Raw genomic sequence first — 24,697 nt, forward strand, 5'->3', positions numbered from 1 at the left:
ACGGGGCCGACACGGGCAGCAGTGCCTAGCCCACGGCCCCCTTGCGCCGCCGGAGCCCGGCCTCCGTGAGCCTCCGCACCAGCTCCTTCGACCCCACCTCCACGGCCCCCGCCGCCACCGCGTCCGCGTACCGGTGCGCGGGAATGTCGTAGTGGTCGCGCTCGAAGGCCCGCTCCGGCGCCCCGATCCGCGCGGCGAACGCGTGCAGTTCCTCGTACGAGACGTCACTGACCAGGTGGGACCAGAGCCGTCCGTGCCCGGGCCAGACGGGCGGGTCTATGTAGACGGTCACGTCAGGCCCCCGACCGGCGCCACGACTACCCCCGCCTTGCCGCACACCCAGTGCGGATCGGGCCCCAGCTCCGGCTCCACGTCCAGGGCGTGCGGTTCCCCGGAGCCGCACACCGGGCACAGCGGCCAGCGGCCGTACCGCTCCAGGATCTTGTCCTGTACGTCCTGGGCGACGAGCCCGGCGACGTACGCGGCGCCCTCGGGCCACTGCTCGACCCACCAGCGGCGGTGCACCACGGACTCCTCGACGAAGGAGACCACGTCGGCCTGCGCCACCTCGCGCGCGGCGAGGTCGGCGAGGACCAGCGCGCGGGCCGCGTGCAACGCCTGCTCCAGGGGGTCAATCGTGTCCATGCAGCCATTGTCGCCCCGCGCGCCCCACGGTGCGGTCAGCACCCGCGCGCCCCACGGTGCGGTCGGCAAGGGCCTTGACCCGGTCGCGACGCTGAAAATATCTTCCAAGGGTGACCTCTGACGTGAAGGAAATTTTCGCGGGCGGGGCTCCGCCCGCGCCCGCCGCCCTCGCGGCGAAGGTGCGCACGCTCGCGCCGTCGATGACCCGCTCCATGCAGCGCGTCGCCGAGGCCGTCGCGGGCGATCCGGCGGGCTGCGCCGCCCTCACGGTCACCGGCCTCGCCGAGCTCACCGGCACCAGCGAGGCGACGGTCGTCCGCACCGCCCGTCTCCTCGGTTACCCCGGCTACCGCGACCTCAGGCTGGCCCTCGCCGGACTCGCCGCCCAGCAGCAGTCGGGCCGCGCCCCGGCCGTCACCGCCGACATCGCCGTGGACGACCCGATCGCCGACGTCGTGGCCAAGCTGGCGTACGACGAGCAGCAGACCCTCGCCGACACGGCCGCCGGGCTCGACACCGTGCAGCTCGGGGCGGCCGTCGCCGCCCTGGCCGCGGCACGGCGCACGGAGATCTACGGCGTGGCCGCGTCCGGGCTCGTCGCCCAGGACCTGGCGCAGAAGCTCCTGCGCATCGGCCAGGTCGCGCACGCGCACTCGGACCCGCACCTGGCCGTCACCAACGCGGTGACGCTGCGCGCGAAGGACGTGGCCATCGCGATCACCCACTCCGGCTCCACGGGCGACGTCATCGAACCGCTGCGGGTGGCCTTCGAGCACGGCGCCACGACGATCGCTGTCACCGGCCGCCCCGAGAGCCCCGTCTCGCAGTACGCCGACCACATACTGACCACCTCCACCGCCCGCGAGAGCGAGCTGCGCCCGGCGGCCATGTCGTCCCGTACGAGCCAACTCCTGGTCGTGGACTGCCTGTTCGTGGGCGTGGCCCAGCGCACGTACGAGACGGCCGCGCCGGCCCTCGCGGCATCGTACGAAGCCCTGGCCCATCGGCACCGCAACGGCTGAGCGGCCCATCGCGCTCCGCGCTCGTCCTCAAACGCCGGACGGGCTCAAGAATCCCTCCGTCACCGAAAGAGCCGCCGCTTCCATGACCTCCACCTCCGACGGCCACGACGCACTCCGTGCCCAGCTCGCCTCCCTCACCACCGAGGCCTTCCGGCCCGAGCTGGCCGAGATCGACCAACTGCCCACCGAGGACATCGCCCGCATCATGAACGGCGAGGACGCGACCGTCCCCACCGCCGTCGCCGCGCAGCTGCCCCGCATCGCCGCGGCCATCGACGCCACGGCGGAGCGCATGGCGCGCGGCGGCCGCCTGGTCTACGCGGGCGCGGGCACCGCCGGGCGCCTCGGCGTCCTGGACGCGTCCGAGTGCCCGCCGACCTTCAACACCGACCCCGGCGACGTGATCGGCCTGATCGCGGGCGGCCCGCCCGCGATGGTCACGGCGGTCGAGGGCGCCGAGGACAGCAGGGCCCTGGCCACCGCGGACCTGGAGGCGCTCGCGCTCACCCCCGAGGACACGGTCGTCGGCATCTCTGCGTCAGGCCGCACCCCGTACGCGATCGGTGCCGTCGAGCACGCGCGCGCCCTCGGCGCCCTGACGATCGGCCTGTCCTGCAACGCGGGCAGCGCGCTCGCGGCGGCCGCCGAGCACGGCATCGAGGTCGTCGTGGGGCCCGAACTCCTCACCGGCTCCACGCGCTTGAAGGCGGGCACGGCCCAGAAGCTCGTCCTCAACATGATCTCGACGATCACGATGATCCGCCTGGGCAAGACGTACGGGAACCTGATGGTCGACGTCCGCGCCTCCAACGAGAAGCTGCGCGCCCGCTCCCACCGCATCGTCGCCCTGGCGACCGGAGCCCCCGACGAGGAGATCGCCCGCGCCCTCACCGCCACCAACGGCGAGGTGAAGAACGCGATCCTCACGATTCTCGGCCAGGTCGACGGCCCCACGGCGGCCCGCCTCCTCGCCGAGTCGAAGGGCCATCTGCGCGCGGCCCTCGCGGACGCGGACCCGAACGCCTGACGCAAGAGCACCTTTCCGGTCATGTGCGAATTTCTTCGGACGTGACGTGAATGGCGCGAATGACGGGTTCCTGCGATCACCCCGTGTCCCAAGGATGTCACCACATGTCATCGCGATGGCATGCCTACGCGTACATCGAGAGGGGACCCCATGCCTGAAGAGCAGCCGCCGAGCGAGGAGCAGGTCCAGGAAGCCTTACGGGCGGCGCCGCCCATCACGATCGGCTCGGGCCCCGCCGAGCCCGTCACCACCGCCGCGCCCGCGCCCAGCGAGGTGTGGCCGCTGCCGAACGGCACGGCCTGGGTGTACCACGGCGAGGGCAACCAGGGCCTGACCCGCCCCGTCATCCTGGCGGACGGCTTCAACTCGGGCCCCAGCAGCCTGAACGACCTCTGGGACCATCTGGACCGCAAGGACTTCGCGTTCCTCACCGAGCTGCGGCGGCGCGGCCGGGACGTGGTCCTCCTCGGCTTCAACGAGCGCAGCGCCTCGATCCTGGACAACGCGCAGGCGGCGGAGGCCGCCATCATGCGGGCCAACGCCCAGCTACAGAACGACGCGCGCCTGACCGTGGGCGGCTTCAGCATGGGCGGCCTCGTCACCCGCTACGCGCTGGCCCGCATGGAGACGCGGGACATGGACCACCGGACCGCCCTGTACGTCTCGTACGACAGCCCGCACCGGGGCGCCTGGATTCCGATCGCGCTCCAGTCGTTCGCGCACTACATCCGCAAACTCAACAGCGCCTTCTCGGACCAGATGAACAGCCCGGCGGCGCAGCAGCTCCTGTGGCAGCACATCGCCGAGTGGCAGGACACGCCCGCGACCAGCAAGCTGCGCACCGAGTTCCTCGCGGCGCTTGAGGAGGTCGGCAACTGGCCGCGCATGCCCCTCCTGATCGGCGTCGCCAACGGCGTCGCGGACGGCACCGGCAACGGCGTGGAGCCGGGGCAGCTCGCCTTCGAGGGCAAGGGCCTGTCCGTCCTCGGTAGCAGGCTGCTCACGCAGTCGCCGGGCGAGCGCCAACTCGTCGCGAAGCTGCGCGTGGTGACGCCGCCGCCCGCCAAGGAGGTCTACACCTCGGGCCTGCCGCGCATCGACGGCGCCCCCGGCGGCACCCTCAACAGCTTCGAGATCCTCGCGGACCGCTTCAACGCGCTGCCCCCGATCCTCGGCTTCCGCTCCGAGGCACACATCAAGTCCCACAGCTTCGTGCCCGCCGTGAGCGCCGTCGCCATCCGCGACCTCGACACCGACGAGAAGCTGTACGCGAACATCAGCACCCTCTCCCCCGAGGACAGCGAGCTCAACGAATTCCGCTGCGCCTCCCAGAACGAGGGCCACACCCGCATCACCGAGGAACTCTGCACCTGGATCCTGGACCGCCTGCCCGACTAGCCACGGCCCCCTGACGCAGAAGGGCGGGCGACGCCCCCAACCCCCGACGCGCCGCCCGCCTTCCGCAGGAACCGCACCAGATCCTCCTGGCTGTACCCCAGCTCCGGCCCGCGCTCGGCGGCCATGAGGAGCAGCTGGCCCACGATCTCGGCGCCCCAGCCGTCGGTCCCGTCCGAGCTCCACTCCCAGAGCTTCTCGATGCCGAGGTCCGTCATCAACAGGCCGTGCCCGGCCCGGATCTCGGCACACAGCTCACCGACCGCGTCGAGCAGGGTCACACCCGGTCGCTCGCACCTCAGACCGAAGTACCCGCCGAAGTCCTCCACCGCGCAGCCCTCCGGCGGCTGCGCCTTGACCGCGTCGTACAGCGGGTCCTCGAACCCGGGAGGCCGCCCGGCCGGGCAGTGGATCAGCTTGAAGCGGTGCCACCCGGGTGGCAACGGCGGCGGAGGACGGCGCGCGACCAAGCCGAACGCCTCCTGAACGAGCGCGCCGGCCTCGTCCGCCGTCCCTGCCGTGATGGTCACCATGCGGCCCCCGTCGCCACCGGTCGCGGTCCACAGGCCGGTCAGATCGTCACGGTGGCACCGGATCGAAAGTCCCATGCGCCCCACCGTCCCACCGGCCACTGACAGCGCCCCTCACGGCAGCCGCCCCTCCCGGTTCACCTGGCGTACCCGCGCCCGCAGCACCTCCGCCGTCGACGCGGGCTCCGTCGCCTCCGGCGGGCAGTCCCACTCGCGGCCGCCACCCACCGGCCGCAGCTGTACGTAGCCGCCCTCGCGGCCCATCACCTGCCCGACGCTGCCGTCCCGTACGTCGACGGCGTACTCCCCCGGGTTCACCCGGCGGCCCCGCGCAGCACCGCCACGAGCCGCATCGCCGTGTCGAGGTTGCAGCGCCCCAACTCCACGAGCGGGTACGGGGCTTCGGCCGCCATGGTGAGGGGGTCCACGCGCAGCGACGGCAGGGTCACCCCCAGGCGGGCCAGCTCCGCCCGCAGCGCCGCCACGACGTCCTCGGCCGCTCGGCCGCGCTCCTCCGGTGTCATCGCCATCGCCTACGCCTTTCTACTGAGTGTTCAACGTTCCTCACCCAGGGTGTTCACCCGCGCCTACCCTGAAAAGCGCAGGCCACCCAACAGTCCCCGGTGTCCGAGGAGCCGCTCGCCGATGACCCGCCCCAAAGACCTCGACCCGTCCTCGAACCCCCGTGCGTTACTGGGCGCGGAGCTGCGCCACGCTCGCGAGAAGTCCGGCTTCAGCCAGGAAGAGCTGGGCTGCCGCATCTTCGTCAGCGGCTCGTTCATCGGCCAGTTGGAGGCCGGTACGCGCCGCATGCAGCCGGACCATGCCCGGATGCTCGATGAGGCGCTGGGGACAGGGGGCTTCTTCGCCCGCAACTGCAAGGCGGCGGCCAAGTCGAAGTACGACGAGCACTTCGCGGAGGCAGCGGAGGCCGAGGGTCACGCCACCGCGATCAGGCAGTACGCCCCGCTCCTGATCCCCGGGCTGCTCCAGACGCCCGCCTACGCACGGGCCGTGAACCGCGCATACGACCCGACGACACCGGAAGAAACCGTCGACGAATGGGTGGACGGCCGGATGGAACGGGCCCGGCTGCTCGACCATCCAACGAAACCGTTGTTGTGGGTGGTGCTTGACGAGTCAGCGCTACGTCGGGAGACCGGTGGCCGGGCAGTCATGGCTGAGGCCCTGCGCCATATCGCGGGACTGGCCCGCCGAAGCCGAGCCATCGTGCAAGTCCTACCGCTCAGCGCGGGAGCACACGCAGCAGCGCAGGGCGCCCTGAAGCTGATGGAGTTCGAGGACGCACCTCCGCTGGTCTATTTCGAGGGGGTGCGCAACGGGCGGCTGGAGGATGACCCGGCCATGGTCGACCAACTGAGGTTCGTGTTCGACCTCCTAGCGGCCGACGCGCTCTCGCCGGAGAAGTCCCTGGCCCTGATCGAGGCGTTGGCCCAGGATTACACCCATGAGGAACATCCCTGACTACGACCTGAGCACAGCCGCCTGGCACAAGTCGAGCCACAGCGCCGGCGCCAACGACTGCCTGGAGGTCGCCGACTGCTACCCGGATGTCACTCCCGTCCGCGACTCCAAGAACCCCCACGGCCCGAAGCTCGTGTTCCAGGCTGCGGCCTGGCGCGCCTTCATAGAGGACCTCAAGCACAGCTCCAGCCCGTCCGGCGCTTGAGGACGAGCCCGAAGCTCAAGCCCTCAGCCCCGAGCCCTCTTTCCAAGGAACGGGCGGTGGGCCTCAACCCGCCCACCCTCCCGCGAGTTGGCGGAAGCCTCGCTTCCCGCAACCGACTTGCCACGCAACGTAGCGACGCCTTAACGTGCCCGCATAACGAACAACCCCCGCCCGGTGCTGGAACACCTGCGGGGGTTTAACCAACAAGATCGACGACTAAGGAACCGATCTCATGGCTGATGCCAAGTTTACCGATGCCGCCCGCTCCGCGCACGCGGCCCCGCACCCGATGGCCAATCCGGGTTACGGAAAGCGCTCCGCTCCGGACCAACTCCCCCGCACCGGGGACGACTTCCCGCACCTGCCGCCCCGCGAAGCGGCCATCGCGGCGTACGTCGACCGGCTGCCCGACGGCACGGACATCTCCGTGAAGACGCTGGCCAAGACCCTCCCGTACGGGCAGTGCGCGCTGCGGACGGCCCTCAACGCGCTCCAGGCGGCGGGCCATCTGCGCCGAGGCCGCGAACATGTGCACGGCAGCGGGAGCGCCCGCTGGATCACCCGGACGTGGTTCTCACGAACGGCGAGGGACGACACGTGGTGGGCGGAGTTCACGCGGGGCGAGTTACCGAGGGAGCGCCAACGCCCCACGCGCAGCCGGGCGTTCATCCTCCTGGCGGCCCTGGGCCGGACGGCCCCCGCGCTGTCGCTTTCGGCGGCGGACTGCGCCGCGCTCGTCCCCCTCGCGGAGCGGTGGTTCGCGAGGGGCGCCACGGAGGAGGCGATCCTGCGCGCCCTGACCACCGGCCTGCCCACCCCGATCCACAGCCCGGCGGCCCTCGTACGCAGCCGCCTGACCGCGAAGCTGCCGCCCGAGCCGATCGCCGACCGGCCCGCCCTACGCGTACTGGAGTGCGCACACTGCGGCGCTCCGGGTCGCCCGGAGGAACTGCCGGGAGGTGCCTGCGGGCCCTGCCGGGGAGAGTCCGCCCGCACCCGGCCCCCAGCCCCTCTCACCGCCCTGGCGGTCCGGGCGCACGCCGCCGTGGCCCGCGCGGCACTCGGCCGTGCGCGTCCACTGCCCGAAGGGACACCCGCATGACCGCTCAAACGGTCCGGCCGCACGGCTCCGGGGCACCATGGAAGGGAGGAGGCACCACCATGACCCCTGGCACCGCCGAACGCCCGCAGATGTCCGTCGAGGACTTCGAGGAACTGGTCCGCAGGGCCCCGGAGACCGTACGGAACAAGCTCGAATTCCTCGACGGGCGGCTGCTCGTACGGCACGGCCCCATCGACGTCGACGACTTCGAAGAACTGGCCCGCGTCGCCCCCGAGACGGTGACGCTGGAACTGATCGACGGAAAGCTAGAGGTCAAGCCCGTGCCGGACGGCGACCACGGCGAGATCATCATGTGGGTGCTCCGCCAGTGCATGATGCAACGCCCCGAGCTGGGCCTGTACGTGGAGCAGGGTCTGCGGATCGACACGTATCGGAAGGGCTGCATCAGGCCGGACGGCGCCCTGGCCCCGATCGACTACTTCGCCGGGCAGGGCGAGTGGGCGTCCCCCGACGGCGTCCTGATGACCGTCGAGGTCACGTCCCGCGACAGCGACACCGACCGCCGCGACCGCCACGACAAACCGCGCGCCTCCGCCCACGCCGGTATCCCCGTCTATCTCCTCGTCGACCGCGACGAGCACACCGTCGTCGTGTACAGCTCCCCCGAGAACGGCGCCTACCAGAGCCGCCGCCCATACCCCTACGGCTCCACCGTCCGCATCCCCGCCCCCGTCGCCCTCACCCTCGAAACCGAGAAGCTCAAGGACTACGCGGACTGACACCCCTGCCACGCACACAGAAACGCCCGAGGGCGGCACCCCCTGCCAGAGGCAAGGGGTGCCGCCCTCGGAAAGGACGAGCCTGAACCGTCAGACGGCTCAGAAGTCCATGTCACCGCCGGGCATGCCGCCCGGAGCGGCCGGGGCGGCCTTCTCCGGCTTGTCGGCGATGACGGCCTCGGTGGTGAGGAACAGCGCGGCGATCGACGCGGCGTTCTGCAGCGCGGAGCGCGTGACCTTCGCCGGGTCGATGATGCCCTCGGCGATCATGTCCACGTACTCGCCGTTCGCGGCGTTCAGGCCGTGACCCGGGGTGAGGTTGCGGACCTTCTCCACGATGACGCCACCCTCGAGGCCGGCGTTCACGGAGATCTGCTTCAGCGGGGCCTCGAGCGCCAGCTTGACGGCGGCGGCACCGGTGGCCTCGTCGCCCTCGAGCTCCAGCTTCTCGAAGACCGAGGAGGCCTGCAGCAGGGCCACGCCACCACCGGCGACGATGCCCTCCTCGACGGCCGCCTTCGCGTTGCGAACGGCGTCCTCGATGCGGTGCTTGCGCTCCTTGAGCTCGACCTCGGTCGCGGCACCGGCCTTGATGACGGCCACGCCGCCCGCGAGCTTCGCCAGGCGCTCCTGGAGCTTCTCGCGGTCGTAGTCCGAGTCGCTGTTCTCGATCTCGGCGCGGATCTGGTTCACGCGGCCCTGGACGGCCTCGGAGTCACCGGCACCGTCGACGATCGTGGTCTCGTCCTTGGTGATGACGACCTTGCGGGCGCGGCCGAGCAGGTCGAGACCGGCGTTCTCCAGCTTGAGGCCGACCTCCTCGGAGATGACCGTGCCGCCCGTGAGGATGGCGATGTCACCGAGCATGGCCTTGCGGCGGTCGCCGAAGCCCGGGGCCTTGACGGCGACGGACTTGAAGGTGCCACGGATCTTGTTGACGACCAGCGTGGACAGGGCCTCGCCCTCGACGTCCTCGGCGATGATCAGCAGCGGCTTGCCCGACTGCATGACCTTCTCCAGGAGCGGAAGGAGGTCCTTCACGTTGGAGATCTTGGAGTTGACGATGAGGATGTACGGGTCCTCGAGCGCCGCCTCCATGCGCTCCATGTCGGTCGCGAAGTACGCCGAGATGTAGCCCTTGTCGAAGCGCATACCCTCGGTGAGCTCCAGCTCCAGACCGAAGGTCTGGGACTCCTCGACGGTGATGACGCCTTCCTTGCCGACCTTGTCCATGGCCTCGGCGATCAGCTCGCCGATCTGGGTGTCGGCGGCGGAGATGGAGGCCGTGGAGGCGATCTGCTCCTTGGTCTCGACCTCCTTGGCCTGGTCGAGCAGGGCGCCCGAGACGGCCTCGACGGCCTTCTCGATGCCGCGCTTCAGGGCCATCGGGTTGGCACCCGCGGCCACGTTGCGCAGGCCCTCGCGGACCAGCGCCTGGGCCAGGACGGTCGCGGTCGTCGTGCCGTCACCGGCGACGTCGTCCGTCTTCTTCGCGACCTCCTTGACCAGCTCGGCGCCGATCTTCTCGTACGGGTCCTCGAGCTCGATCTCCTTGGCGATGGACACACCATCGTTGGTGATCGTGGGGGCGCCCCACTTCTTCTCGAGGACGACGTTGCGACCCTTGGGGCCCAGGGTCACCTTGACGGCGTCGGCGAGCTGGTTCATGCCGCGCTCGAGGCCGCGCCGTGCCTCCTCGTCGAACGCGATGATCTTGGCCATGTGAAGTGGTCCTCCCGGACAGGGGTGGAAAATCCGGACCGCACTGGTGCCCGCGACGGACGGCCTGCAGTCCTTGTGGTTCCTTGCCCCACCCGGCCTGCGGACCTCACCGGCCCGATCCAAGTTCTGTCACTCTCACTCGTAGAGTGCTAACGCCAATGATTAGCACTCGCCCCCTCCGAGTGCAAGGTCGCCCCCACAGTCCGCGGTCCGGCTACCCCAGCCCGACTGCCGCTCGCCCCTCGACTGCGGGCTCCCCCACAGCGCCGCCACCACCGCCCGCCCGCCTCCCATCTGCGGGCCGTCCCCCTCAGCGCCGCCACCACCGCCCGCCCCCGGCCGCAGGCCATCGCCCCCAACGCCGCCGCTACCGCCCGCCCGTGCCCCGGCTGCGGGCCGTCGCCCACGACGCCGGCGCTGGCGCGCCGGATCTCTCCCACCCACCCGCCCATGGCCAGGCGGTTTCGCCGCGCGGGTGGCGGCCCTTCCCTGCCCGCACAGCGCACCGCCGACCAAAGGGGCGGGTGGGCGGGAAACACCCGGCGCGGCAGCGCCGGCGCCATGGGCGACAGCCGGCGCCATGGGCGACAAGCGGCACCCGGAAGACGGCAAGCGGAAGCGGAAAGCCCCCGGCAAGGGGGGCCGGGCCCCGGCGGAGCGGGGCGGGAGCGCAGAAGGGCCCGCCTCCCGAACCGGGAGGCGGGCCCACGCGTCGCTGGTGGCCGATCGCGCCAAGCCGATCAGACGGCGAGCTTGACCATGTCCGCCTGCGGACCCTTCTGGCCCTGCGAGATCTCGAACTCGACCCGCTGACCTTCTTCAAGGGTGCGGTAGCCGTCCATCTGAATCGCGCTGTAGTGGACGAAAACATCCGCACCACCGTCGACCGCGATGAAGCCGTATCCCTTCTCCGCGTTGAACCACTTGACGGTGCCCTGAGCCATGCCTAACTCCCCTATTACTGGCCCTTGCGCAGACCCGCACTTCGCGGACCCGGGTCAGACCTCACCCCCCATGGGTTGGGGGTGTGCGCCGGAACGCGTCGACCGCGGCTGAATGTATCTGCCCAACTGCCGTCTGCAACAGGTCAATCGGACGAGAATTCTGGGCACGACCGATCGCCGATATCCGGAGAATTCACCGTTGTTCAGGGCAAGTCGGGCCAGACAAAAGCCACGTTCGGCTCAAATAGGCAGGGCACTTTGGCTACTTCTTGTCGGCTCCGAGGCCGACTTCATCCGGGCGGCTGACGCCACTCGACGCCAAAAGCGGAGCTGTATTCCCAACTGTACCGCGCTCAACCATGCAGAATTGCCCCCTCCGCTTCTCTTGCGGAGGGGGCAATCGAGGTAACTCTGCGTAGAAACAAGAGCCGTTGTATACGAAACGGCTCCGCGGGCGCGGCGGATCAGCCGCCGGCGACCGCCGGAATGATCGAGACGCCCGCGCCGTCGGGCGTCGCCGTCTCCAGGCCCTGCTCGAAGCGCACGTCGTCGTCGTTGACGTACACGTTCACGAAGCGGCGCAGCTTGCCCTGGTCGTCCAGGACGCGGGCGCCGATGCCGGTGTGGTTCTTCTCCAGGTCGGCGATTACCTCGGCGAGGGTGGCCCCCTCGGCGCTCACCTCGGCCTTCCCCCCGGTGTACGTACGAAGGATGGTCGGGATGCGAACGTTGACGCTCATACTCTTCACCTCGGTGGATCGGGGTGCCCCTTCAGGGGCGCAGGACTGTATCGAATGTGCGGCTCCGCCGCGTGGGCGCGGCCAGCCACGACCGGCCCGCAGACGGAGAACGGACAGCGAGCCCCGGGGCGCTAACCCGCAAGCCCCGCGGAGCGGAACGCCTCCAGGCTCGGCCGGATGGTCGCGGTCGCCTGAGACGTCGCGGCGACCGCGTCGAGGGTCTTGAGGCCGTCGCCCGTGTTGAGGACGACCGTGGTCAGGGAGGTGTCGAGGAGCCCCTCCTCGATCAGCTTGCGCGTGACCCCGACGGTCACGCCACCCGCGGTCTCCGCGAAGATGCCCTCCGTGCGCGCAAGGAGCTTGATCGCGTCGACGACCTGCTCGTCGTTCACGTCCTCCACCGCGCCGCCCGTGCGCCGGGCGATGTCGAGGACGTACGGACCGTCGGCCGGGTTGCCGATCGCGAGCGACTTGGCGATGGTGTTCGGCTTCTGCGGGCGGACGACGTCCTGGCCCGCCTTGAAGGCGGCGGAGACCGGCGAGCAGCCCTCCGCCTGGGCGCCGAAGATCTTGTACGGCTTGTCCGCGACGAGGCCCAGCTCGATGAGTTCCTTCAGACCCTTGTCGATCTTCGTGAGCTGCGAACCCGAGGCGATCGGGATCACCAGCTGGTCCGGCAGCTCCCAGCCGAGCTGCTCGCAGATCTCGTACGCGAGGGTCTTGGAGCCCTCGCCGTAGTACGGCCGCAGGTTCACGTTGACGAAGCCCCAGCCCTCGCCGAGCGGGTCGCCGATGAGCTCGGAGCAGAAGCGGTTCACGTCGTCGTAGTTGCCCTCGATGCCGACGAGCTCGCCGCCGTAGACCGCGGCCATGACGACCTTGCCCTGCTCCAGGTCGTGCGGGATGAACACGCAGGAGCGGAAGCCCGCGCGGGCGGCGGCGGCGCCGACGGCCCCGGCGAGGTTGCCCGTGGAGGAGCAGGAGAGCGTGGTGAAGCCGAAGGCGCGCGCGGCTTCCAGGGCCTGCGCGACGACACGGTCCTTGAAGGAGTGCGTGGGGTTGCCGGAGTCGTCCTTGACGAACAACTTGCCCTGGTCGACGCCCAGTTCACGGGCCAGGTTGTCGGCCTTGACGAGCTTGGTCCAGCCGGGGTTGAGGTTCGGCTTGTCGGCGACGTCGGCGGGGACGGGCAGCAGCGGGGCGTACCGCCAGATGTTGGCCGGGCCGGACTCGATCTTCGCCCGGAGCGCCTCGGGGTCGCCGAGCGGCAGGTCGTACGCGACTTCGAGCGGACCGAAACACTCGGCACAGGCGAAGATCGGACCGAGCGGGAAGACGGTGCCGCACTCGCGGCAGGAGAGACCCGACGCGGGTCCCAGGTCGACCGCGGTGCCCGTGGGGGAGGTGGTGTCGACAGTCTGCACAGCCATGGAGGCGAGGCCCTTTCTCCTCATCTTCCTCGCGGCGCATCTCGCCACGAGACGGAATTGGCACCTTCCCGAGCCGGGAGCCTCGCGGTGCGCCTGTGGCGCTACGAGACCGGCTGGAGGGTTGCCGGGGCTTCAACGGGCCGTATCCCTCTGCCCCTCTGGATGAGCGGTATTCGGTTGTTGTACGCAGGGTGCCAGTGGCACGCGTGCGGGCGGCGACCCCCGACATGCGATGGTCACCGGCCTTGTTCAAGACTGTAACCGACGGCCAGGACAGTTGAGATAGTCGTCCGAACCGCGAGATGGATCACATGAGGCCACCAACGGGAGGAACCCGCGTGCTGGAAGAGGTCGAGCGCTGGCTGAGCAGGCGTTCCTGGTCCGTGACCGACCGCCCGCTGGACCGTCTCACGGCCGCGAAGCGGGCCTCGGGCACCACGGTGAGCGTCGTGCTGCCCGCGCTCGACGAGGAGCGGACGGTCGGGGAGATCGTCGCGGAGATCCGCCGCGAGCTGATCGAGAAGGTCCCCCTGGTCGACGAGCTCGTGGTGGTGGACTCCGGCTCGCGGGATCGCACCGCGGAGGTGGCGCGCGCCGCGGGCGCCCGGGTCGTGCGCCGGGACGACGTCCTGCCGCGCGTCCCGGCGGTGCCCGGCAAGGGCGAGGTCCTGTGGCGGTCGCTCCTGGTGACGCACGGTGACGTGATCGCGTTCGTGGACGCCGACCTGAAGGAGTTCTCGGCCGACTTCGTGACCGGCATCGTGGGCCCGCTGCTCACCGAGCCGGACGTGCACTTCGTGAAGGCGATGTACGACCGCCCGATGACGGTGATGGACGGCCCGGGCGACCCCGGCGACGCGTCGAGCGCCACGGCGGGCCAGGGCGGCCGGGTCACCGAGCTGATGGCGCGGCCCCTGCTCAACATGCACTGGCCCCAGCTCGCGGGCTTCGTACAGCCCCTCGGCGGCGAGTACGCGGCCCGCAGGTCGCTCCTGGAACGCCTGCCGTTCCCGGTCGGGTACGGCGTGGAGCTCGGGCTGCTCGTGGACGCCCTGCACACCGTCGGTCTGGACGCGCTCGCGCAGGTCGACGTCGGGGTGCGCAGGCACCGGCACCAGGACGGGCAGGCGCTCGGCCGGATGGCCGCGTCGATCTACCGCACGGCGCAGCTGCGGCTCGCCCGCGGGCACCTCGTGCGGCCCGAGCTGACGCAGTTCGTGCGGGGGGCGTCCGGCTTCGAGCCGCGTACGTACCCGGTGGACACGGAGGAGCGGCCGCCGATGGTGGAGATCGACGAGTACGCGAAGCGGCGCGTGGCCTGACCGGCGGTTCGCTGGGTTTCGTCTGCGGGCCGTCACTGGCTGGTCGCGCAGTTCCCCGCGCCCCTTTGGGGCGCTACTTCGCCAAGTGAGGGGCCACTCGCACGGATGCGCGTTTACGCGGATCCAGGGCGGGCTAGGTTCGCCAACATGGTCTCCGTTCACGCCGCCGCCCGGGTCCTCGTCGCGTCCAACCGCGGCCCCGTCTCGTACGCCGTCGGGGACGACGGCGAGCTGACCGCCGCGCGCGGGGGCGGCGGGCTCGTGTCCGGGCTCAGCGCCATCGGGGACGAGGCGGACGCGCTGTGGGTGTGCTCCGCGCTCGGCGACGGCGACCGCGAGGCGGTGCGGCGCGGGGTCTCCGAGCCGGGCGTGCGCATGCTCGACATCGACGCGAAGACCCACGCGGCGGCGTACAACGGCATCGCGAACTCGGTGCTGTGGTTCGTGCACCACATGCTGTACCAGACGCCTCTGGAGCCGGAGTTCGGCCCCGAGTTCCGCACCCAGTGGGCCGCCTACGAGCAGTACAACCAGGCCTTCGCGCAGGCGCTCGCCGACAGCGCGGCGCCCGGCGCGACGGTCCTCGTGCAGGACTACCACCTCGCCCTTGTGCCCGGGATGCTCCGCGAGCTCCGCGGCGATCTGCGGATCGGGCACTTCTCGCACACCCCGTGGGCGCCCGTGGACTACTTCCGGATGCTGCCCGACGACGTCGCCGAGCAGCTTCTGCGCGGCATGCTGGGAGCGGACCGGCTCGGCTTCCTCACCGGGCGGTGGGCGGACGCGTTCACGGAGTGCTGTGTGCGGCTGCTCGGCGGCACGTCGGGGACGCGCGTGGGGGTGCACGGGCTCGGCGCGGACGCGGACTTCCTGCGGGAGCGGTCGCGGCGCGCGGACGTCGAGGAGCGGCTCGCGGCGCTGCGCGAGCAGGTGGGTCCCGGCCGTCAGGTCATCGTCCGCGTGGACCGCACCGAGCTGTCGAAGAACATCGTCCGCGGCCTACGGGCGTACGAGCTCCTTCTCGACGAGCACCCCGAGTGGCACGAGCGGGTGGTGCACGTCGCGTTCGCCTACCCCTCGCGGCAGGACCTCGCCGTCTACCGCGACTACACCGCGGAGGTCTCGCGCGTCGCCGACGCCATCAACGCCCGCTTCGGGACGGCCGGTTGGACGCCGGTGGTGCTGCACGTCAAGGACGACTTCGCGCGCTCCCTCGCCGCGTACAGGCTCGCCGACGTGGCCCTGGTCAACCCCATCCGGGACGGCATGAACCTGGTCGCCAAGGAGGTCCCGGTCGTCTCCGACGAGGGCTGCGCGCTCGTCCTGTCCCGGGAGGCCGGGGCGTACGAGGAGCTGGGCGAGGACGCGATCGGGGTGAATCCGTACGACGTGACGGGGACGGCCGCCGCGCTGCACGAGGCGCTCCTGCTGCCCGCGGCGGAGCGGGCCGAGCGGACCAAGCGCCTGGCCGTCGCGGCCACGGCCCTGCCGCCGGCGCGCTGGTTCCTGGACCAGCTCGCGGCCCTGGAGGCGTGACCTCCGGGCCTATGCGACGCCCGCCGCAAGACCGGCCAGGAGGGCGACCACGCCCGCCGGTCCTTCGACCACCAGGTCGGCGCGGGACGCAAGGTCCGTGACCTCCGCGCTGCCGCTGCACACGAGCAGGCCCCGCACCTCGCCGTCCGCCCGCAGCTTGTCCACGGCGGCGAAGGCGGGCAGGTCTCCGAGGTCGTCCCCGGCGTAGAGGACCGCGTCGGCGCCCGCTTCGCGCAGGTACTCGGTGAGCGCCACGCCCTTGTCCACGCCGGGCGGCCGCAGTTCCAGGACCATGCGGCCGGGCTCGACGATCAGTCCGTGGCGCGCGGCGAGCTCCCCGAGGGGGCCGCGCAGCGCGTCGAAGGCGGCCTGGGGGTCCTCGGCCCGGCGCGTGTGCACCGCGACGGCGCGCCCCTTCTCCTCGATCCAGGAGCCCCGCCAGGCCCCGATGCCGTCGAGGAAGCCGGGCAGCTCGGCCCGGACGGCGGCGACGCCGGGGTGCGGCTCGGCCGCGCGCACGGTGCCGGTGCGGGCGTCCCAGCGCTCCGCGCCGTAGTGCCCGAGCACGACGAGGTGCTCCAGGCCGGGGACGCCCGCGAACCCGCCGTGGCGGACGGCCACGCCCGCGGGGCGGCCGGTGACGACCGCGACGGAGCGGACCTTCGGGGCGAGCGCGGCGAGCGCGGGCACGGCGTCCGGGTGCGCCCGGGCCAGTTCGGGGTCCGGCACGATCCGCGCGAGCGTGCCGTCGAAGTCCAGGGCGATCACGGCGCGTTCGGGCCGGGCCAGGATCGCGGCGAGGCCGTCGCGGCCCGCGGGGGTCAGCGGCTCGGGCAGCCCTGACGGCTGTGACAGCTCGGACGGGGAGTGCGTGCGGTCGTCACCCATGGCCACGACCCTAGCGTCAGCGCTCGGCGCGGCGCGCGTCGCGTACCCGGCGCAGGCGGTTCACGGTGACCGGGTCGTGGGCGAGGGCGCGCTCGTCGTCGAGCAGGGCGTTGAGGAGCTGGTAGTAGCGGACCGGGGCGAGGCCCAGCTCTTCGCGTATGGCCCGCTCCTTGGCGCCGGGACTGCTCCAGCCCCGCCGCTCCAGGGCGAGCACGGCGCGGGCCCGCGCGGACAGGCCGCCCTCGGCCTCGGAGGGCTCGGGCACGGGAGGCTCCGCCTCAGGCACACCGTTCACCCGGCCCACGCTAGCTCGCGTTCTCCTCCGCCGCCGCCTTCGCGTCGAGCTGGGCCAGGGTCGCCTGCGGGTCGCCGTTCGGGTCGACGGTCTTGCCGATGTACTTCTTGATCTGCACGGAGACCTGCGCCCACGACGTCTTGCCGACCGGGTAGAGCTGGGAGGCGGGCAGCTCCTCCAGGAAGCCGCCGAGCTTCTTCGCGTCGGCCTTGTCGTCGGACATCTCCTGGGACGCCGAGGTGGTCACCGGCAGCAGGTCGTACTCGCGCGAGAACTCCAGGACGTTCTTCTTGGAGTAGGCGAAGTCGAGGAACTGGCGGATCTCCTTGCGGTGGCCGTTCTCCTTGAAGGCCATCATCCAGTCGGCGACGCCCATCGTGGACTGGGCCTTGCCGTTGACGCCGGGCATGGGGACCATGCCGTACTTCAGGTGCTTCTTGGCGGCCATCTGCATCAGCGTCGGGTGGCCGTTGAGCATGCCGACCTCGCCGCGCGTGAAGGCGGCGAAGGCCTCGGCGCGGTTGAGCTTGCCGGGCGGCGTCGGCCCGGTCAGACCCTTGCCGACCAGCTCGTTCTTCAGCCAGTTGAACGTGGCGACGTTCTGCTTGGAGTCGAAGTCGTACGTGCCGACGTTGTCGGTGTAGCCGCCGCCTCCGCTGAGCAGCCACTGGTAGGTCTCGGCCTGCGCCTCCTCCGGGCCGAGCGGCAGCGCGTACGGGATCTTCACGCCGCGCGCCTTGAGCTTCTTCGCGGCGGCCTGGAGCTCGCTCCAGCTCTCCGGCGGGGTGACGCCGGCGCTCTTGAAGAGCTTCTCGTTGAAGAACAGCAGGCGCGTGGACGCGGCGAACGGCATGCCGTACTGAACGCGGTTGACGACGCCCGCCTTCGCCAGCGGCGCGAGGAAGTCGGCCTGGGTGGGGATGGAGAGCACGTCGTCGGCGCTGTAGAGCTTGTCCTGCGCCGCGTAGTCCGCGTAGGCGCCGATCTGCGCGAGGTCGGGGGCCTCGCCGTCCGCGACCATCTCCTTGACCTTGCGGTCGACGTCCGTCCAGGAGTACACGGCCACGTCGACCTTGATGCCCGGGTGTTCGTCCTCGAACTTCTCGGCAAGCGCGTCCCAGTATTTCTTGGAGCTGTTCGCCGAGGAGTCGCCGTAGTCGGCGGCCACGAGCTTGAGGGTCACATCGCCCGATCCGCCCGATTCGCCGCACCCGGCGAGCAGCGCCGCCATGCTCAGTGCGGCCACCGCCGCCGTAAGGCCTGTCACGCGCCGCTGCACCGCTTTTTCCCACCCTTGCCGAGACGTACCGGAACGCGAGTCTCCCCCGCGTCAACACACCAGGTCTACACCACCCGAGTATCACTTCTGCAACGGCGGTCACCCATTGCCGGGCCGGTGGTCCTGCTGCTAAGCACTGCTCCGGCACAACTCCCGCACCGGCAAGGAGCCTTGGCACATGTCGCGTACCGCAAATGAGATAGCCACCCAGCCCGACTGCTGGCGGCGGGCCGCCGAGGGCGCCGCGGCCTTCGCGGGACTTCCCGAGCCGGGCGAGCGGGTCGCCGTGACCGGGTGCGGCACCTCGTGGTTCATGGCGCTCGCGTACGCGGCGCTGCGGGAGGCCGCCGGGCAGGGCGAGACGGACGCGTTCGCGGCGTCGGAGTTCCCCACCGGGCGGCGCTACGACCGGGTGGTGGCGATCACCCGGTCCGGCACGACGACGGAGGTGCTCGACCTGCTCCGGCAGGTGCGGTCCGCCGTGCCGACGCTGGCCCTGACCGCCGACCCGAAGACGCCCGTCATGGACGCCGCCGCCGCGGTGGCCGTCCTGGACTGGGCGGACGAGGAGTCGGTCGTGCAGACCCGGTTCGCGACCACCGCGCTCGCCTTCCTGCGGGCCGGGCTCGGCGCGGTCCCGGGCGTCAAGCCGGTCGCGGAGGCGGCGGCCGACGCCGAGCGCACCGTCGCCGAGCCGCTGCCGGATGCGGTGGTCGCGGCCGAGCAGTGGACCTTCCTCGGCCGCGGCTGGACGTACGGGCTCGCCCTGGAGGCGGGCCTGAAGATGCGGGAGGCCGCGGGGGCGTGGACGGAGGCGTATCCGGCCATGGAGTACCGGCACGGGCCGATCTCCATCACGGCCCCTGCCCGCGTCGCGTGGATGTTCGGGGCGCTGCCGGACGGCCTCGCGGAGGACGTCGCCCGCGTCGGCGGCGAGCTCGTGGCGCGCACCGACGTCGACCCGCTCGCCGACCTGATCCGCGCCCAGCGCCTGGCCGTGCGTCTCGCCGAGGACCGGGGGCAGGACCCGGACCGCCCGCGCAATCTGACCCGGAGCGTGGTCCTGAAGTAGCCGGGGTCCGGTCGGGGACGGTGCGCACACTGGACTAGACCTCTTGTGGGGTCACACGCGACACTGTCCCCGTGAGACATGTCATCGCCCTGGACGTGGGCGGCACCGGAATGAAGGCCGCCCTGGTCGGGGCGGACGGCACGCTGCTGCACGAGGCGCGCCGTCCCACGGGGCGTGAGCGCGGCCCGGACGCCGTGGTCGAGTCGATCCTGGACTTCGCGGCGGAGCTGCGCGCCCACGGCGCGGCCCACCTCGGCGAGAGCGCCGCCGCGGCGGGCGTCGCGGTCCCCGGCATCGTCGACGCCGAGCGCGGCGTCGCCGTCTACGCGGCGAACCTCGGCTGGTCCGACGTGCCCCTGCGCGACCTGCTCAGCGCCCGGCTCGGCTCCATCCCCGTGACGCTCGGCCACGACGTGCGCACCGGCGGCCTCGCCGAAGGCCGCCTCGGCGCGGGCCGGAGCGCGGCGCGCTTCCTGTTCGTGCCGCTCGGCACCGGCATCGCGGGCGCCATCGGCATCAACGGCGTCATCGAGCCCGGCGCGCACGGCTCGGCGGGCGAGATCGGCCACATCGTCGTCCGGCCCGGCGGCCCGCCCTGCGGCTGCGGCCAGCGCGGCTGTCTGGAGCGGCTCGCCTCCGCGTCCGCCGTCAGCAAGGCGTGGGCCGAGGCGAGCGGCGACCCGGGCGCGGACGCCGCGGACTGCGCCAAGGCGGTGCGCTCCGGCGACCCGCGCGCGGTCGAGGTGTGGCAGCACGCCGTGGACGCGCTCGCCGACGGCCTGTTGACGGCCCTCACCCTCCTGGACCCCGACACGCTCATCGTCGGCGGCGGCCTCGCGGAGGCCGGAGACACCCTGTTCACCCCGCTGCGCGAGGCGGTCGCGGACCGCGTGGTGCAGTTCCAGACGCTGCCCGAGATCGTCCCCGCGGTGCTCGGCGACGCCGCGGGCTGCCTCGGCGCGGGCCTGCTCGCGTGGGACCTGCTCACGCCCGAGGGCCCGCGTACCGATACACCGATCACCACCCCGACCCACTCCCCCACCGACGCACCCCCGGAGGTATCCACCTGATGGCCACTAGCAAGGTTCTCGCCGGTGCCCGGGTGGTCCTGCCCACCGGGACCGTGTCCGGCGGCCGCGTCATCGTGGACGGCACGCGCATCGCCGAAGGGGGCACCTCCCTGCTCGAGCGAAGCCGAGAGCTTGGGGGAGCTCCCGCGGACGCGGAGACACTCGATCTGGCCGGCCACTGGCTGGTCCCCGGCTTCGTGGACATGCACAACCACGGCGGCGGCGGCGCCTCCTTCACCAACGGCACCGTCGAGGACATCCTGCACGGCATCCACACCCACCGCCTGCACGGCACCACCACCCTCGTCGCCTCCACGGTCACCGGCGAGATGGACGCCCTCGCGCAGCGCGCGGGCCTGCTCAGCGAGCTGGCCGAGCAGGGCGAGATCGCGGGCGTCCACTTCGAGGGACCGTTCATCTCGCCGTGCCGCAAGGGCGCCCACAGCGAGTCCCTGCTGCGCCACCCGGACCCGGCGGAGGTCCGCAAGCTGCTCGACGCGGCCCGCGGCCAGGCCAAGATGGTCACCCTCGCCACCGAACTGCCCGGCGGCATCGACTCCGTGCGCCTCCTCGCCGAGCACGGCGTGATCGCCGCGATCGGCCACACCGACGCGACGTACGAGCAGACCGCGGCGGCCGTCGACGCGGGCGCCACCGTGGCCACGCACCTGTACAACGCGATGCCGGGGCTCGGCCACCGCGCGCCGGGGCCCATCGCCGCGCTCCTGGAGGACGAGCGGGTCACCGTCGAGCTGATCGACGACGGCACGCATCTGCACCCCGCCGCCTTCCAGCTGGCCTTCCACCGCGCGGGCGCCGACCGCGTCGCGCTCATCACGGACGCGATGGACGCGGCGGGCTTCGGCGACGGCACCTACCACCTCGGCCCGCTGGAGGTCGTGGTGTCGGACGGCGTCGCGCGGCTCGCCGAGGGCGGCGCCATCGCGGGTTCTACTCTGACTCTGGATAGAGCGTTCCAACGCGCGGTGACTGTGGACGGGCTGCCCGTCGAGGACGTCGTCACCGCGATCTCCGTGACCCCGGCGAAGGTGCTCGGCCTCTACGACCGGGTCGGCTCCCTGGAGCCCGGCAAGGACGCCGATCTCGTGGTCCTGGACGCGGACTTCGCGCTCAAGGGCGTGCTCCGCAAGGGCGAGTGGATCGTCGACCCGAGGTGAGGCGCGCGCGGTCGCGCGCGATCCCTTCGCAGTGAGGCGGTTGGCCCCGAGGTCTGGGCCAACCGCCTTCTTTTTGGCATGATCAGGCCCCGAAAGCCATAGGCGGACCTCGGGGGTGAAGCAGTGATCGTCACGGTCACGCTCAACGCCGCCCTCGACCTCACCTATCGCGTCCCGTCCCTCACGCCCCACACCACCCACCGCGTCACCGAGGTGTCCGAACGCGCGGGCGGCAAGGGCGTGAACGTGGCGCGGGTGCTCGCCGCACTCGGCCACACGGTGACGGTGACCGGCTTCGCGGGCGGCGCCACCGGGCGCACCCTGCGCGAGCACCTCACCCGCACCTCCGGCCTGGTGGACGCGCTGCGCCCCGTCGAGGGCGCGACCCGCCGCACCCTGGCCGTCGTCGACGCCCGTACTGGCGACACGACACAGCTCAACGAGCCGGGCCCGTCCGTGTCGTCCGCCGAGTGGTCCGGATTCCTCGCCGCGTACGAGGAGTTGGTGGGCGGCTCCGGCGTCACGGCGGTGGCCCTGTGCGGCAGCCTGCCGCCGGGCGTCCCGGTCGGCGCGTACGCCCTGCTCGTGCGCGCGGCACGGGCCGCGCGCGTCCCGGTGCTGCTCGACACCAGCGGCGAACCCCTGCGCCGCGGTGTCGCCGCCCGCCCCGACCTCGTCAAGCCGAACGCCGAGGAACTCGCCGAACTCACCGGCGCCCACGAGCCGTCCCGGGCCACCCGTGACGCCCGCCGCAGGGGCGCGCACGCGGTCGTCGCCTCGCTCGGCGCCGAAGGCCTGCTCGCCGTCACCCCCGAGGGCACCTGGCGGGCGACGCCGCCCGCCGCCGTGCGCGGCAACCCGACGGGCGCGGGCGACTCGGCGGTCGCGGGCCTGCTCTCCGGGCTCGTGGAGGGCCTCCACTGGCCGGACCGGCTCGCCCGCGCGGTGGCCCTCTCGGCGGCGACCGTGGCGGCCCCGGCCGCGGGCGAGTTCGACCGGTCGGTGTACGACGACGTACTGCCGAAGGTCACGGTGAGCGGCAAGGCGTCGGCCGCGTAACGGGGTCGGCGACACCGGGTTGGGCGATACGGGCCGCGCGTGCCCGGGAATGAGGGCACCATGCCACTGATCACCACCGGCGAACTGATCGGCCGGGCCCGCGCCGAGGGGCGCGGCCTCGCCGCCTTCAACGTCATCACCCTGGAGCACGCGGAGGCCGTCGCACTCGGCGCGGAGCGCGCGGGCCGCGCGGCCGTGCTCCAGATATCCGAGAACGCGGTGCGCTTCCACGGCGGTGACCTCACCCCGATCGCCCAGGCCGCGGCGGCCGTCGCCCGCGCCTCGGCGGCGCCCCTGTCCCTGCACCTGGACCACGTCACGGACGTGGACCTGCTGCGGGCCGCGCACCCCGAGGGCTTCAGCTCCGTCATGTTCGACGCGTCGAATCTGCCGTACGCGGAGAACGTCAAGGCCACCGCGGACGCGGTGCGTTGGGGCCACGAGCGGGACATCTGGGTCGAGGCCGAGCTGGGCCGGGTCGGCGGCAAGGAGGGCGAGGCACCCCTCGACGCGCACGCGCCCGGGGTGCGCACGGACCCGGACGAGGCCGCCGCGTACGTCGCCGACACCGGGGTCGACTCGCTCGCCGTCGCGGTCGGCTCCAGTCACGCCATGACGTCGCGCACGGCGTCCCTGGACCACGAGTTGATCCGCGCCCTGCGCGCGCGGGTGCCCGTGCCGCTGGTCCTGCACGGGTCGAGCGGCGTGCCCGACGCGGAGATCCGCGCGGCGCTGGCCGCGGGCGTGGTCAAGGTGAACGTGGGCACGGCCCTGAACACCGGCTTCACCGGGGCGGTGCGCCACTTCCTGACGGAGGACACGGCAACGGTGGACCCCCGCAAGTACCTGACCCCTGCCCGGGAAGCGATGGCGGAGGTAGTCACCCACTTCCTCCAGCTGACCGGCTGACAGCAAGCCGATCAGCCCGTCCGGCGCTTGAGGACGAGGCGCGAAGCGCCGTAAAGGGTCAGTCCTTGACGTGGCCCGCCTTCAGCCACATCTGGTCGAGGTTCGCGTCGCACTTGTCGCCCTGCTGACAGGACACGGAGATCGTGTTCGTGCCCTTGTTCAGCTGCACGAACGCGAACGTTTTCGTCCAGCCCTTGTCCCAGGCACCTTCCTCGGCGTGCGCGAAGTTGTCCATGTTGAGCTTGCGCTCGGACGCCGTGCCGTTGATCACGAGCGTGGTCTCGGCCGCCTTGCCGGGCACGCCGTAGCCGACGAAGACCGTGTACGCGCCGTCCTTGGGGACGCCGTTGACGGTCCAGGTCACCTGCGCGCCGACCTTGTTGAGCCCGGCCACGTACACGCCGCCCGCGGACTTGGCGCCTTCGATGTCGGACGCGGTGGTGGTGCCGCCCTCCAGCTTGAGGGCCTTGGCGTCGGCTTCGGGCAGCTCGGCCTTCTTGTCCGGCTTGTCCTTGTCCTTGGACGCGCTGGGGCTCGGGTCGCTCGACTCGCTCTGCCGCTGCGAGGGACCGGCCTTGTTGTCGCCGCCCTCGTCGTCGCCGCCGGTGAGCATGGCCGCGCCGATGCCGAGCGACACCACGGCGACGACCGCGATCGCGCCGATCAGCAGGCCCTTGGTGTTGGGCCCGCGGCCGCGCCCGGCCGGGGGCGCGGGCGGCGCCTGGCGGATGGGGGCCGTGGCGCCGGGCTGGGCCTCGGGGGCCGTGTAGTGCGCGCTGGGCTGGCCGTGGGGCTGCTGCGGGGGGTAGCCGTAGCCGCCCTGCGCCGGGGGCTGGTGCGCCTGCTGCCCGTACTGCCGCTCGCCCACCGGGCGCACCTGGTGGTACGAGGACCGGGGCCCGGGGTAGCCGTAACCGCCGCCCCCGGGGGGCGGGGTGGCACCGGCCGCCTGGCCGTCGGCGTACAGATAGCCGAACGGGTCGTCGTCGCCCTGTGGCGCGTTCGGCGTCTGCTCGCCGTTGTTGCCGGGCGTCATTCGCAGGTCACTCCCTCGCATCGCGGATGCGGGCGAGCCTACCCGCTCCACGCGACCGCCCAAGGT

General features: G+C 72.0%; 27 protein-coding genes and 1 riboswitch. Of the genes, 14 read left to right on the forward strand and 13 right to left on the reverse strand.

Translation table 11 applies throughout. The annotated features are described in order from the left end of the window. Window positions 1-25: 25 nt before the first annotated feature. Window positions 26-292: a DUF4031 domain-containing protein gene (locus tag CP982_RS19785; protein ID WP_150511773.1), complete on the reverse strand. Its 267-nt coding sequence runs from the start codon at window positions 290-292 to the stop codon at window positions 26-28. Further along, window positions 289-645, reverse strand: a complete 357-nt coding sequence (locus CP982_RS19790; RefSeq protein WP_150511774.1) for a hypothetical protein — start codon at window positions 643-645, stop codon at window positions 289-291. The genes CP982_RS19785 and CP982_RS19790 overlap by 4 nt, the downstream gene beginning before the upstream one ends. Window positions 646-755: 110 nt before the next feature. Here CP982_RS19790 and CP982_RS19795 point away from each other — a divergent pair, with 110 nt between their 5' ends. The 3 genes from CP982_RS19795 to CP982_RS19805 all read left to right on the forward strand — a co-directional run bounded on the left by CP982_RS19795 (window position 756) and on the right by CP982_RS19805 (window position 4,092). Beyond that, window positions 756-1,667 carry a MurR/RpiR family transcriptional regulator gene (locus CP982_RS19795; protein WP_144004097.1) on the forward strand — a complete coding sequence of 304 codons (912 nt, stop codon included), beginning with the start codon at window positions 756-758 and terminating at the stop codon, window positions 1,665-1,667. A gap of 82 nt (window positions 1,668-1,749) precedes the next feature. Beyond that, on the forward strand, window positions 1,750-2,694 hold the full coding sequence (murQ, locus tag CP982_RS19800) for an N-acetylmuramic acid 6-phosphate etherase (RefSeq protein ID WP_150511775.1): 945 nt from the start codon (window positions 1,750-1,752) through the stop codon (window positions 2,692-2,694). A gap of 150 nt (window positions 2,695-2,844) precedes the next feature. Continuing rightward, window positions 2,845-4,092, forward strand: a complete 1,248-nt coding sequence (locus CP982_RS19805) for an esterase/lipase family protein (RefSeq protein ID WP_150511776.1) — start codon at window positions 2,845-2,847, stop codon at window positions 4,090-4,092. On the opposite strand, the gene CP982_RS19810 is transcribed toward CP982_RS19805, so the two are convergent. The 3 genes from CP982_RS19810 to CP982_RS19820 are packed head-to-tail and all read right to left on the reverse strand — an operon-like array spanning window position 4,089 to window position 5,149. Next, the gene (locus CP982_RS19810; RefSeq protein WP_229879536.1) at window positions 4,089-4,697 is read right to left on the reverse strand and encodes a hypothetical protein; all 609 of its coding nucleotides are present in this window, start codon (window positions 4,695-4,697) and stop codon (window positions 4,089-4,091) included. The two genes, CP982_RS19805 and CP982_RS19810, sit on opposite strands and share 4 nt — an antisense overlap. Before the next feature lie 36 nt (window positions 4,698-4,733). After that, window positions 4,734-4,937: a hypothetical protein gene (locus CP982_RS19815; RefSeq protein WP_150511777.1), complete on the reverse strand. Its 204-nt coding sequence runs from the start codon at window positions 4,935-4,937 to the stop codon at window positions 4,734-4,736. After that, window positions 4,934-5,149: a hypothetical protein gene (locus tag CP982_RS19820; protein ID WP_150511778.1), complete on the reverse strand. Its 216-nt coding sequence runs from the start codon at window positions 5,147-5,149 to the stop codon at window positions 4,934-4,936. The genes CP982_RS19815 and CP982_RS19820 overlap by 4 nt, the downstream gene beginning before the upstream one ends. A 115-nt stretch (window positions 5,150-5,264) precedes the next feature. Here CP982_RS19820 and CP982_RS19825 point away from each other — a divergent pair, with 115 nt between their 5' ends. The 4 genes from CP982_RS19825 (at window position 5,265) to CP982_RS19840 (ending at window position 8,151) form a co-directional block, all read left to right on the forward strand. Beyond that, window positions 5,265-6,104 carry a helix-turn-helix domain-containing protein gene (locus tag CP982_RS19825; RefSeq protein ID WP_150511779.1) on the forward strand — a complete coding sequence of 280 codons (840 nt, stop codon included), beginning with the start codon at window positions 5,265-5,267 and terminating at the stop codon, window positions 6,102-6,104. Continuing rightward, a complete protein-coding gene (locus tag CP982_RS19830; RefSeq protein ID WP_150511780.1) occupies window positions 6,088-6,309 on the forward strand; it encodes a DUF397 domain-containing protein in 222 nt (73 codons plus the stop codon). Before CP982_RS19825 ends, CP982_RS19830 begins: the two co-directional genes overlap by 17 nt. A gap of 232 nt (window positions 6,310-6,541) precedes the next feature. Then, window positions 6,542-7,411, forward strand: coding sequence for a hypothetical protein (locus CP982_RS19835; RefSeq protein ID WP_229879534.1), 870 nt, complete (start codon window positions 6,542-6,544; stop codon window positions 7,409-7,411). Window positions 7,412-7,470: 59 nt separating this feature from the next. Next, window positions 7,471-8,151: a Uma2 family endonuclease gene (locus tag CP982_RS19840; RefSeq protein ID WP_229879532.1), complete on the forward strand. Its 681-nt coding sequence runs from the start codon at window positions 7,471-7,473 to the stop codon at window positions 8,149-8,151. A 99-nt stretch (window positions 8,152-8,250) separates the two neighbouring features. On the opposite strand, the gene groL is transcribed toward CP982_RS19840, so the two are convergent. The 4 genes from groL to thrC form a co-directional block, all read right to left on the reverse strand. Further along, complete coding sequence (gene groL, locus CP982_RS19845; protein WP_030682188.1) at window positions 8,251-9,873, reverse strand: chaperonin GroEL; 1,623 nt, start codon at window positions 9,871-9,873, stop codon at window positions 8,251-8,253. A 740-nt stretch (window positions 9,874-10,613) separates the two neighbouring features. Beyond that, on the reverse strand, window positions 10,614-10,817 hold the full coding sequence (locus tag CP982_RS19850) for a cold-shock protein (protein ID WP_005315736.1): 204 nt from the start codon (window positions 10,815-10,817) through the stop codon (window positions 10,614-10,616). Between the two features lie 464 nt (window positions 10,818-11,281). Next, complete coding sequence (locus CP982_RS19855) at window positions 11,282-11,557, reverse strand: MoaD/ThiS family protein (protein ID WP_150511781.1); 276 nt, start codon at window positions 11,555-11,557, stop codon at window positions 11,282-11,284. A 131-nt stretch (window positions 11,558-11,688) separates the two neighbouring features. Further along, on the reverse strand, window positions 11,689-13,011 hold the full coding sequence (gene thrC, locus CP982_RS19860; protein ID WP_150511782.1) for a threonine synthase: 1,323 nt from the start codon (window positions 13,009-13,011) through the stop codon (window positions 11,689-11,691). After that, window positions 13,005-13,156, reverse strand: a riboswitch (SAM riboswitch). (Overlaps the previous gene by 7 nt.) A gap of 169 nt (window positions 13,157-13,325) precedes the next feature. On the opposite strand from thrC, the gene CP982_RS19865 reads away from it, so the two are divergent. Both CP982_RS19865 and CP982_RS19870 read left to right on the forward strand, forming a co-directional pair. After that, window positions 13,326-14,309, forward strand: coding sequence for a glucosyl-3-phosphoglycerate synthase (locus CP982_RS19865; RefSeq protein ID WP_150511783.1), 984 nt, complete (start codon window positions 13,326-13,328; stop codon window positions 14,307-14,309). 147 nt (window positions 14,310-14,456) lie between these two features. After that, a complete protein-coding gene (locus CP982_RS19870; RefSeq protein ID WP_150511784.1) occupies window positions 14,457-15,845 on the forward strand; it encodes an alpha,alpha-trehalose-phosphate synthase (UDP-forming) in 1,389 nt (462 codons plus the stop codon). Between the two features lie 9 nt (window positions 15,846-15,854). On the opposite strand, the gene otsB is transcribed toward CP982_RS19870, so the two are convergent. From otsB to CP982_RS19885, 3 genes are read right to left on the reverse strand one after another with little or no spacing between them, the layout of a single operon-like run. After that, the gene (otsB, locus tag CP982_RS19875) at window positions 15,855-16,733 is read right to left on the reverse strand and encodes a trehalose-phosphatase (RefSeq protein ID WP_150511785.1); all 879 of its coding nucleotides are present in this window, start codon (window positions 16,731-16,733) and stop codon (window positions 15,855-15,857) included. A gap of 16 nt (window positions 16,734-16,749) precedes the next feature. Continuing rightward, on the reverse strand, window positions 16,750-16,998 hold the full coding sequence (locus tag CP982_RS19880; RefSeq protein ID WP_150511786.1) for a DUF3263 domain-containing protein: 249 nt from the start codon (window positions 16,996-16,998) through the stop codon (window positions 16,750-16,752). A gap of 40 nt (window positions 16,999-17,038) precedes the next feature. Continuing rightward, on the reverse strand, window positions 17,039-18,307 hold the full coding sequence (locus CP982_RS19885) for an extracellular solute-binding protein (protein WP_443744623.1): 1,269 nt from the start codon (window positions 18,305-18,307) through the stop codon (window positions 17,039-17,041). A 178-nt stretch (window positions 18,308-18,485) separates the two neighbouring features. On the opposite strand from CP982_RS19885, the gene CP982_RS19890 reads away from it, so the two are divergent. The 5 genes from CP982_RS19890 (at window position 18,486) to CP982_RS19910 (ending at window position 23,595) form a co-directional block, all read left to right on the forward strand. Further along, complete coding sequence (locus tag CP982_RS19890; protein ID WP_150511787.1) at window positions 18,486-19,379, forward strand: SIS domain-containing protein; 894 nt, start codon at window positions 18,486-18,488, stop codon at window positions 19,377-19,379. 71 nt (window positions 19,380-19,450) lie between these two features. Beyond that, window positions 19,451-20,449: an ROK family protein gene (locus CP982_RS19895; RefSeq protein ID WP_229879531.1), complete on the forward strand. Its 999-nt coding sequence runs from the start codon at window positions 19,451-19,453 to the stop codon at window positions 20,447-20,449. Continuing rightward, on the forward strand, window positions 20,449-21,627 hold the full coding sequence (nagA, locus tag CP982_RS19900; protein ID WP_150511788.1) for an N-acetylglucosamine-6-phosphate deacetylase: 1,179 nt from the start codon (window positions 20,449-20,451) through the stop codon (window positions 21,625-21,627). The genes CP982_RS19895 and nagA overlap by 1 nt, the downstream gene beginning before the upstream one ends. 123 nt (window positions 21,628-21,750) lie before the next feature. Next, window positions 21,751-22,686, forward strand: coding sequence for a 1-phosphofructokinase (locus CP982_RS19905; RefSeq protein WP_150511789.1), 936 nt, complete (start codon window positions 21,751-21,753; stop codon window positions 22,684-22,686). A 60-nt stretch (window positions 22,687-22,746) separates the two neighbouring features. Next, the gene (locus CP982_RS19910) at window positions 22,747-23,595 is read left to right on the forward strand and encodes a class II fructose-bisphosphate aldolase (RefSeq protein WP_150511790.1); all 849 of its coding nucleotides are present in this window, start codon (window positions 22,747-22,749) and stop codon (window positions 23,593-23,595) included. 58 nt (window positions 23,596-23,653) lie between these two features. Here the strand turns inward: CP982_RS19910 and CP982_RS19915 are convergent, their stop codons facing one another. Beyond that, window positions 23,654-24,631 carry a carbohydrate-binding protein gene (locus CP982_RS19915; RefSeq protein WP_150511791.1) on the reverse strand — a complete coding sequence of 326 codons (978 nt, stop codon included), beginning with the start codon at window positions 24,629-24,631 and terminating at the stop codon, window positions 23,654-23,656. Window positions 24,632-24,697: the final 66 nt, after the last annotated feature.

The sequence above is a fragment of the Streptomyces spectabilis genome (assembly GCF_008704795.1).
Taxonomy (GTDB): domain Bacteria; phylum Actinomycetota; class Actinomycetes; order Streptomycetales; family Streptomycetaceae; genus Streptomyces; species Streptomyces spectabilis.

What these genes read in the sequence shown, in the direction of transcription:
- CP982_RS19825 (WP_150511779.1), top strand. Translation starts at nt 5,265, where the DNA reads ATGACCCGCCCCAAAGACCTCGACCCGTCCTCGAACCCCCGTGCGTTA.
- murQ (WP_150511775.1), top strand. Translation starts at nt 1,750, where the DNA reads ATGACCTCCACCTCCGACGGCCACGACGCACTCCGTGCCCAGCTCGCC.
- CP982_RS19835 (WP_229879534.1), top strand. Translation starts at nt 6,542, where the DNA reads ATGGCTGATGCCAAGTTTACCGATGCCGCCCGCTCCGCGCACGCGGCC.
- CP982_RS19840 (WP_229879532.1), top strand. Translation starts at nt 7,471, where the DNA reads ATGACCCCTGGCACCGCCGAACGCCCGCAGATGTCCGTCGAGGACTTC.
- CP982_RS19810 (WP_229879536.1), bottom strand. Translation starts at nt 4,697, where the DNA reads ATGGGACTTTCGATCCGGTGCCACCGTGACGATCTGACCGGCCTGTGG.
- CP982_RS19910 (WP_150511790.1), top strand. Translation starts at nt 22,747, where the DNA reads ATGCCACTGATCACCACCGGCGAACTGATCGGCCGGGCCCGCGCCGAG.
- thrC (WP_150511782.1), bottom strand. Translation starts at nt 13,011, where the DNA reads ATGAGGAGAAAGGGCCTCGCCTCCATGGCTGTGCAGACTGTCGACACC.
- CP982_RS19855 (WP_150511781.1), bottom strand. Translation starts at nt 11,557, where the DNA reads ATGAGCGTCAACGTTCGCATCCCGACCATCCTTCGTACGTACACCGGG.
- CP982_RS19850 (WP_005315736.1), bottom strand. Translation starts at nt 10,817, where the DNA reads ATGGCTCAGGGCACCGTCAAGTGGTTCAACGCGGAGAAGGGATACGGC.
- nagA (WP_150511788.1), top strand. Translation starts at nt 20,449, where the DNA reads ATGGCCACTAGCAAGGTTCTCGCCGGTGCCCGGGTGGTCCTGCCCACC.
- otsB (WP_150511785.1), bottom strand. Translation starts at nt 16,733, where the DNA reads ATGGGTGACGACCGCACGCACTCCCCGTCCGAGCTGTCACAGCCGTCA.
- CP982_RS19915 (WP_150511791.1), bottom strand. Translation starts at nt 24,631, where the DNA reads ATGACGCCCGGCAACAACGGCGAGCAGACGCCGAACGCGCCACAGGGC.
- CP982_RS19890 (WP_150511787.1), top strand. Translation starts at nt 18,486, where the DNA reads ATGTCGCGTACCGCAAATGAGATAGCCACCCAGCCCGACTGCTGGCGG.
- CP982_RS19805 (WP_150511776.1), top strand. Translation starts at nt 2,845, where the DNA reads ATGCCTGAAGAGCAGCCGCCGAGCGAGGAGCAGGTCCAGGAAGCCTTA.
- CP982_RS19820 (WP_150511778.1), bottom strand. Translation starts at nt 5,149, where the DNA reads ATGGCGATGACACCGGAGGAGCGCGGCCGAGCGGCCGAGGACGTCGTG.
- CP982_RS19870 (WP_150511784.1), top strand. Translation starts at nt 14,457, where the DNA reads ATGGTCTCCGTTCACGCCGCCGCCCGGGTCCTCGTCGCGTCCAACCGC.
- CP982_RS19790 (WP_150511774.1), bottom strand. Translation starts at nt 645, where the DNA reads ATGGACACGATTGACCCCCTGGAGCAGGCGTTGCACGCGGCCCGCGCG.
- groL (WP_030682188.1), bottom strand. Translation starts at nt 9,873, where the DNA reads ATGGCCAAGATCATCGCGTTCGACGAGGAGGCACGGCGCGGCCTCGAG.
- CP982_RS19830 (WP_150511780.1), top strand. Translation starts at nt 6,088, where the DNA reads ATGAGGAACATCCCTGACTACGACCTGAGCACAGCCGCCTGGCACAAG.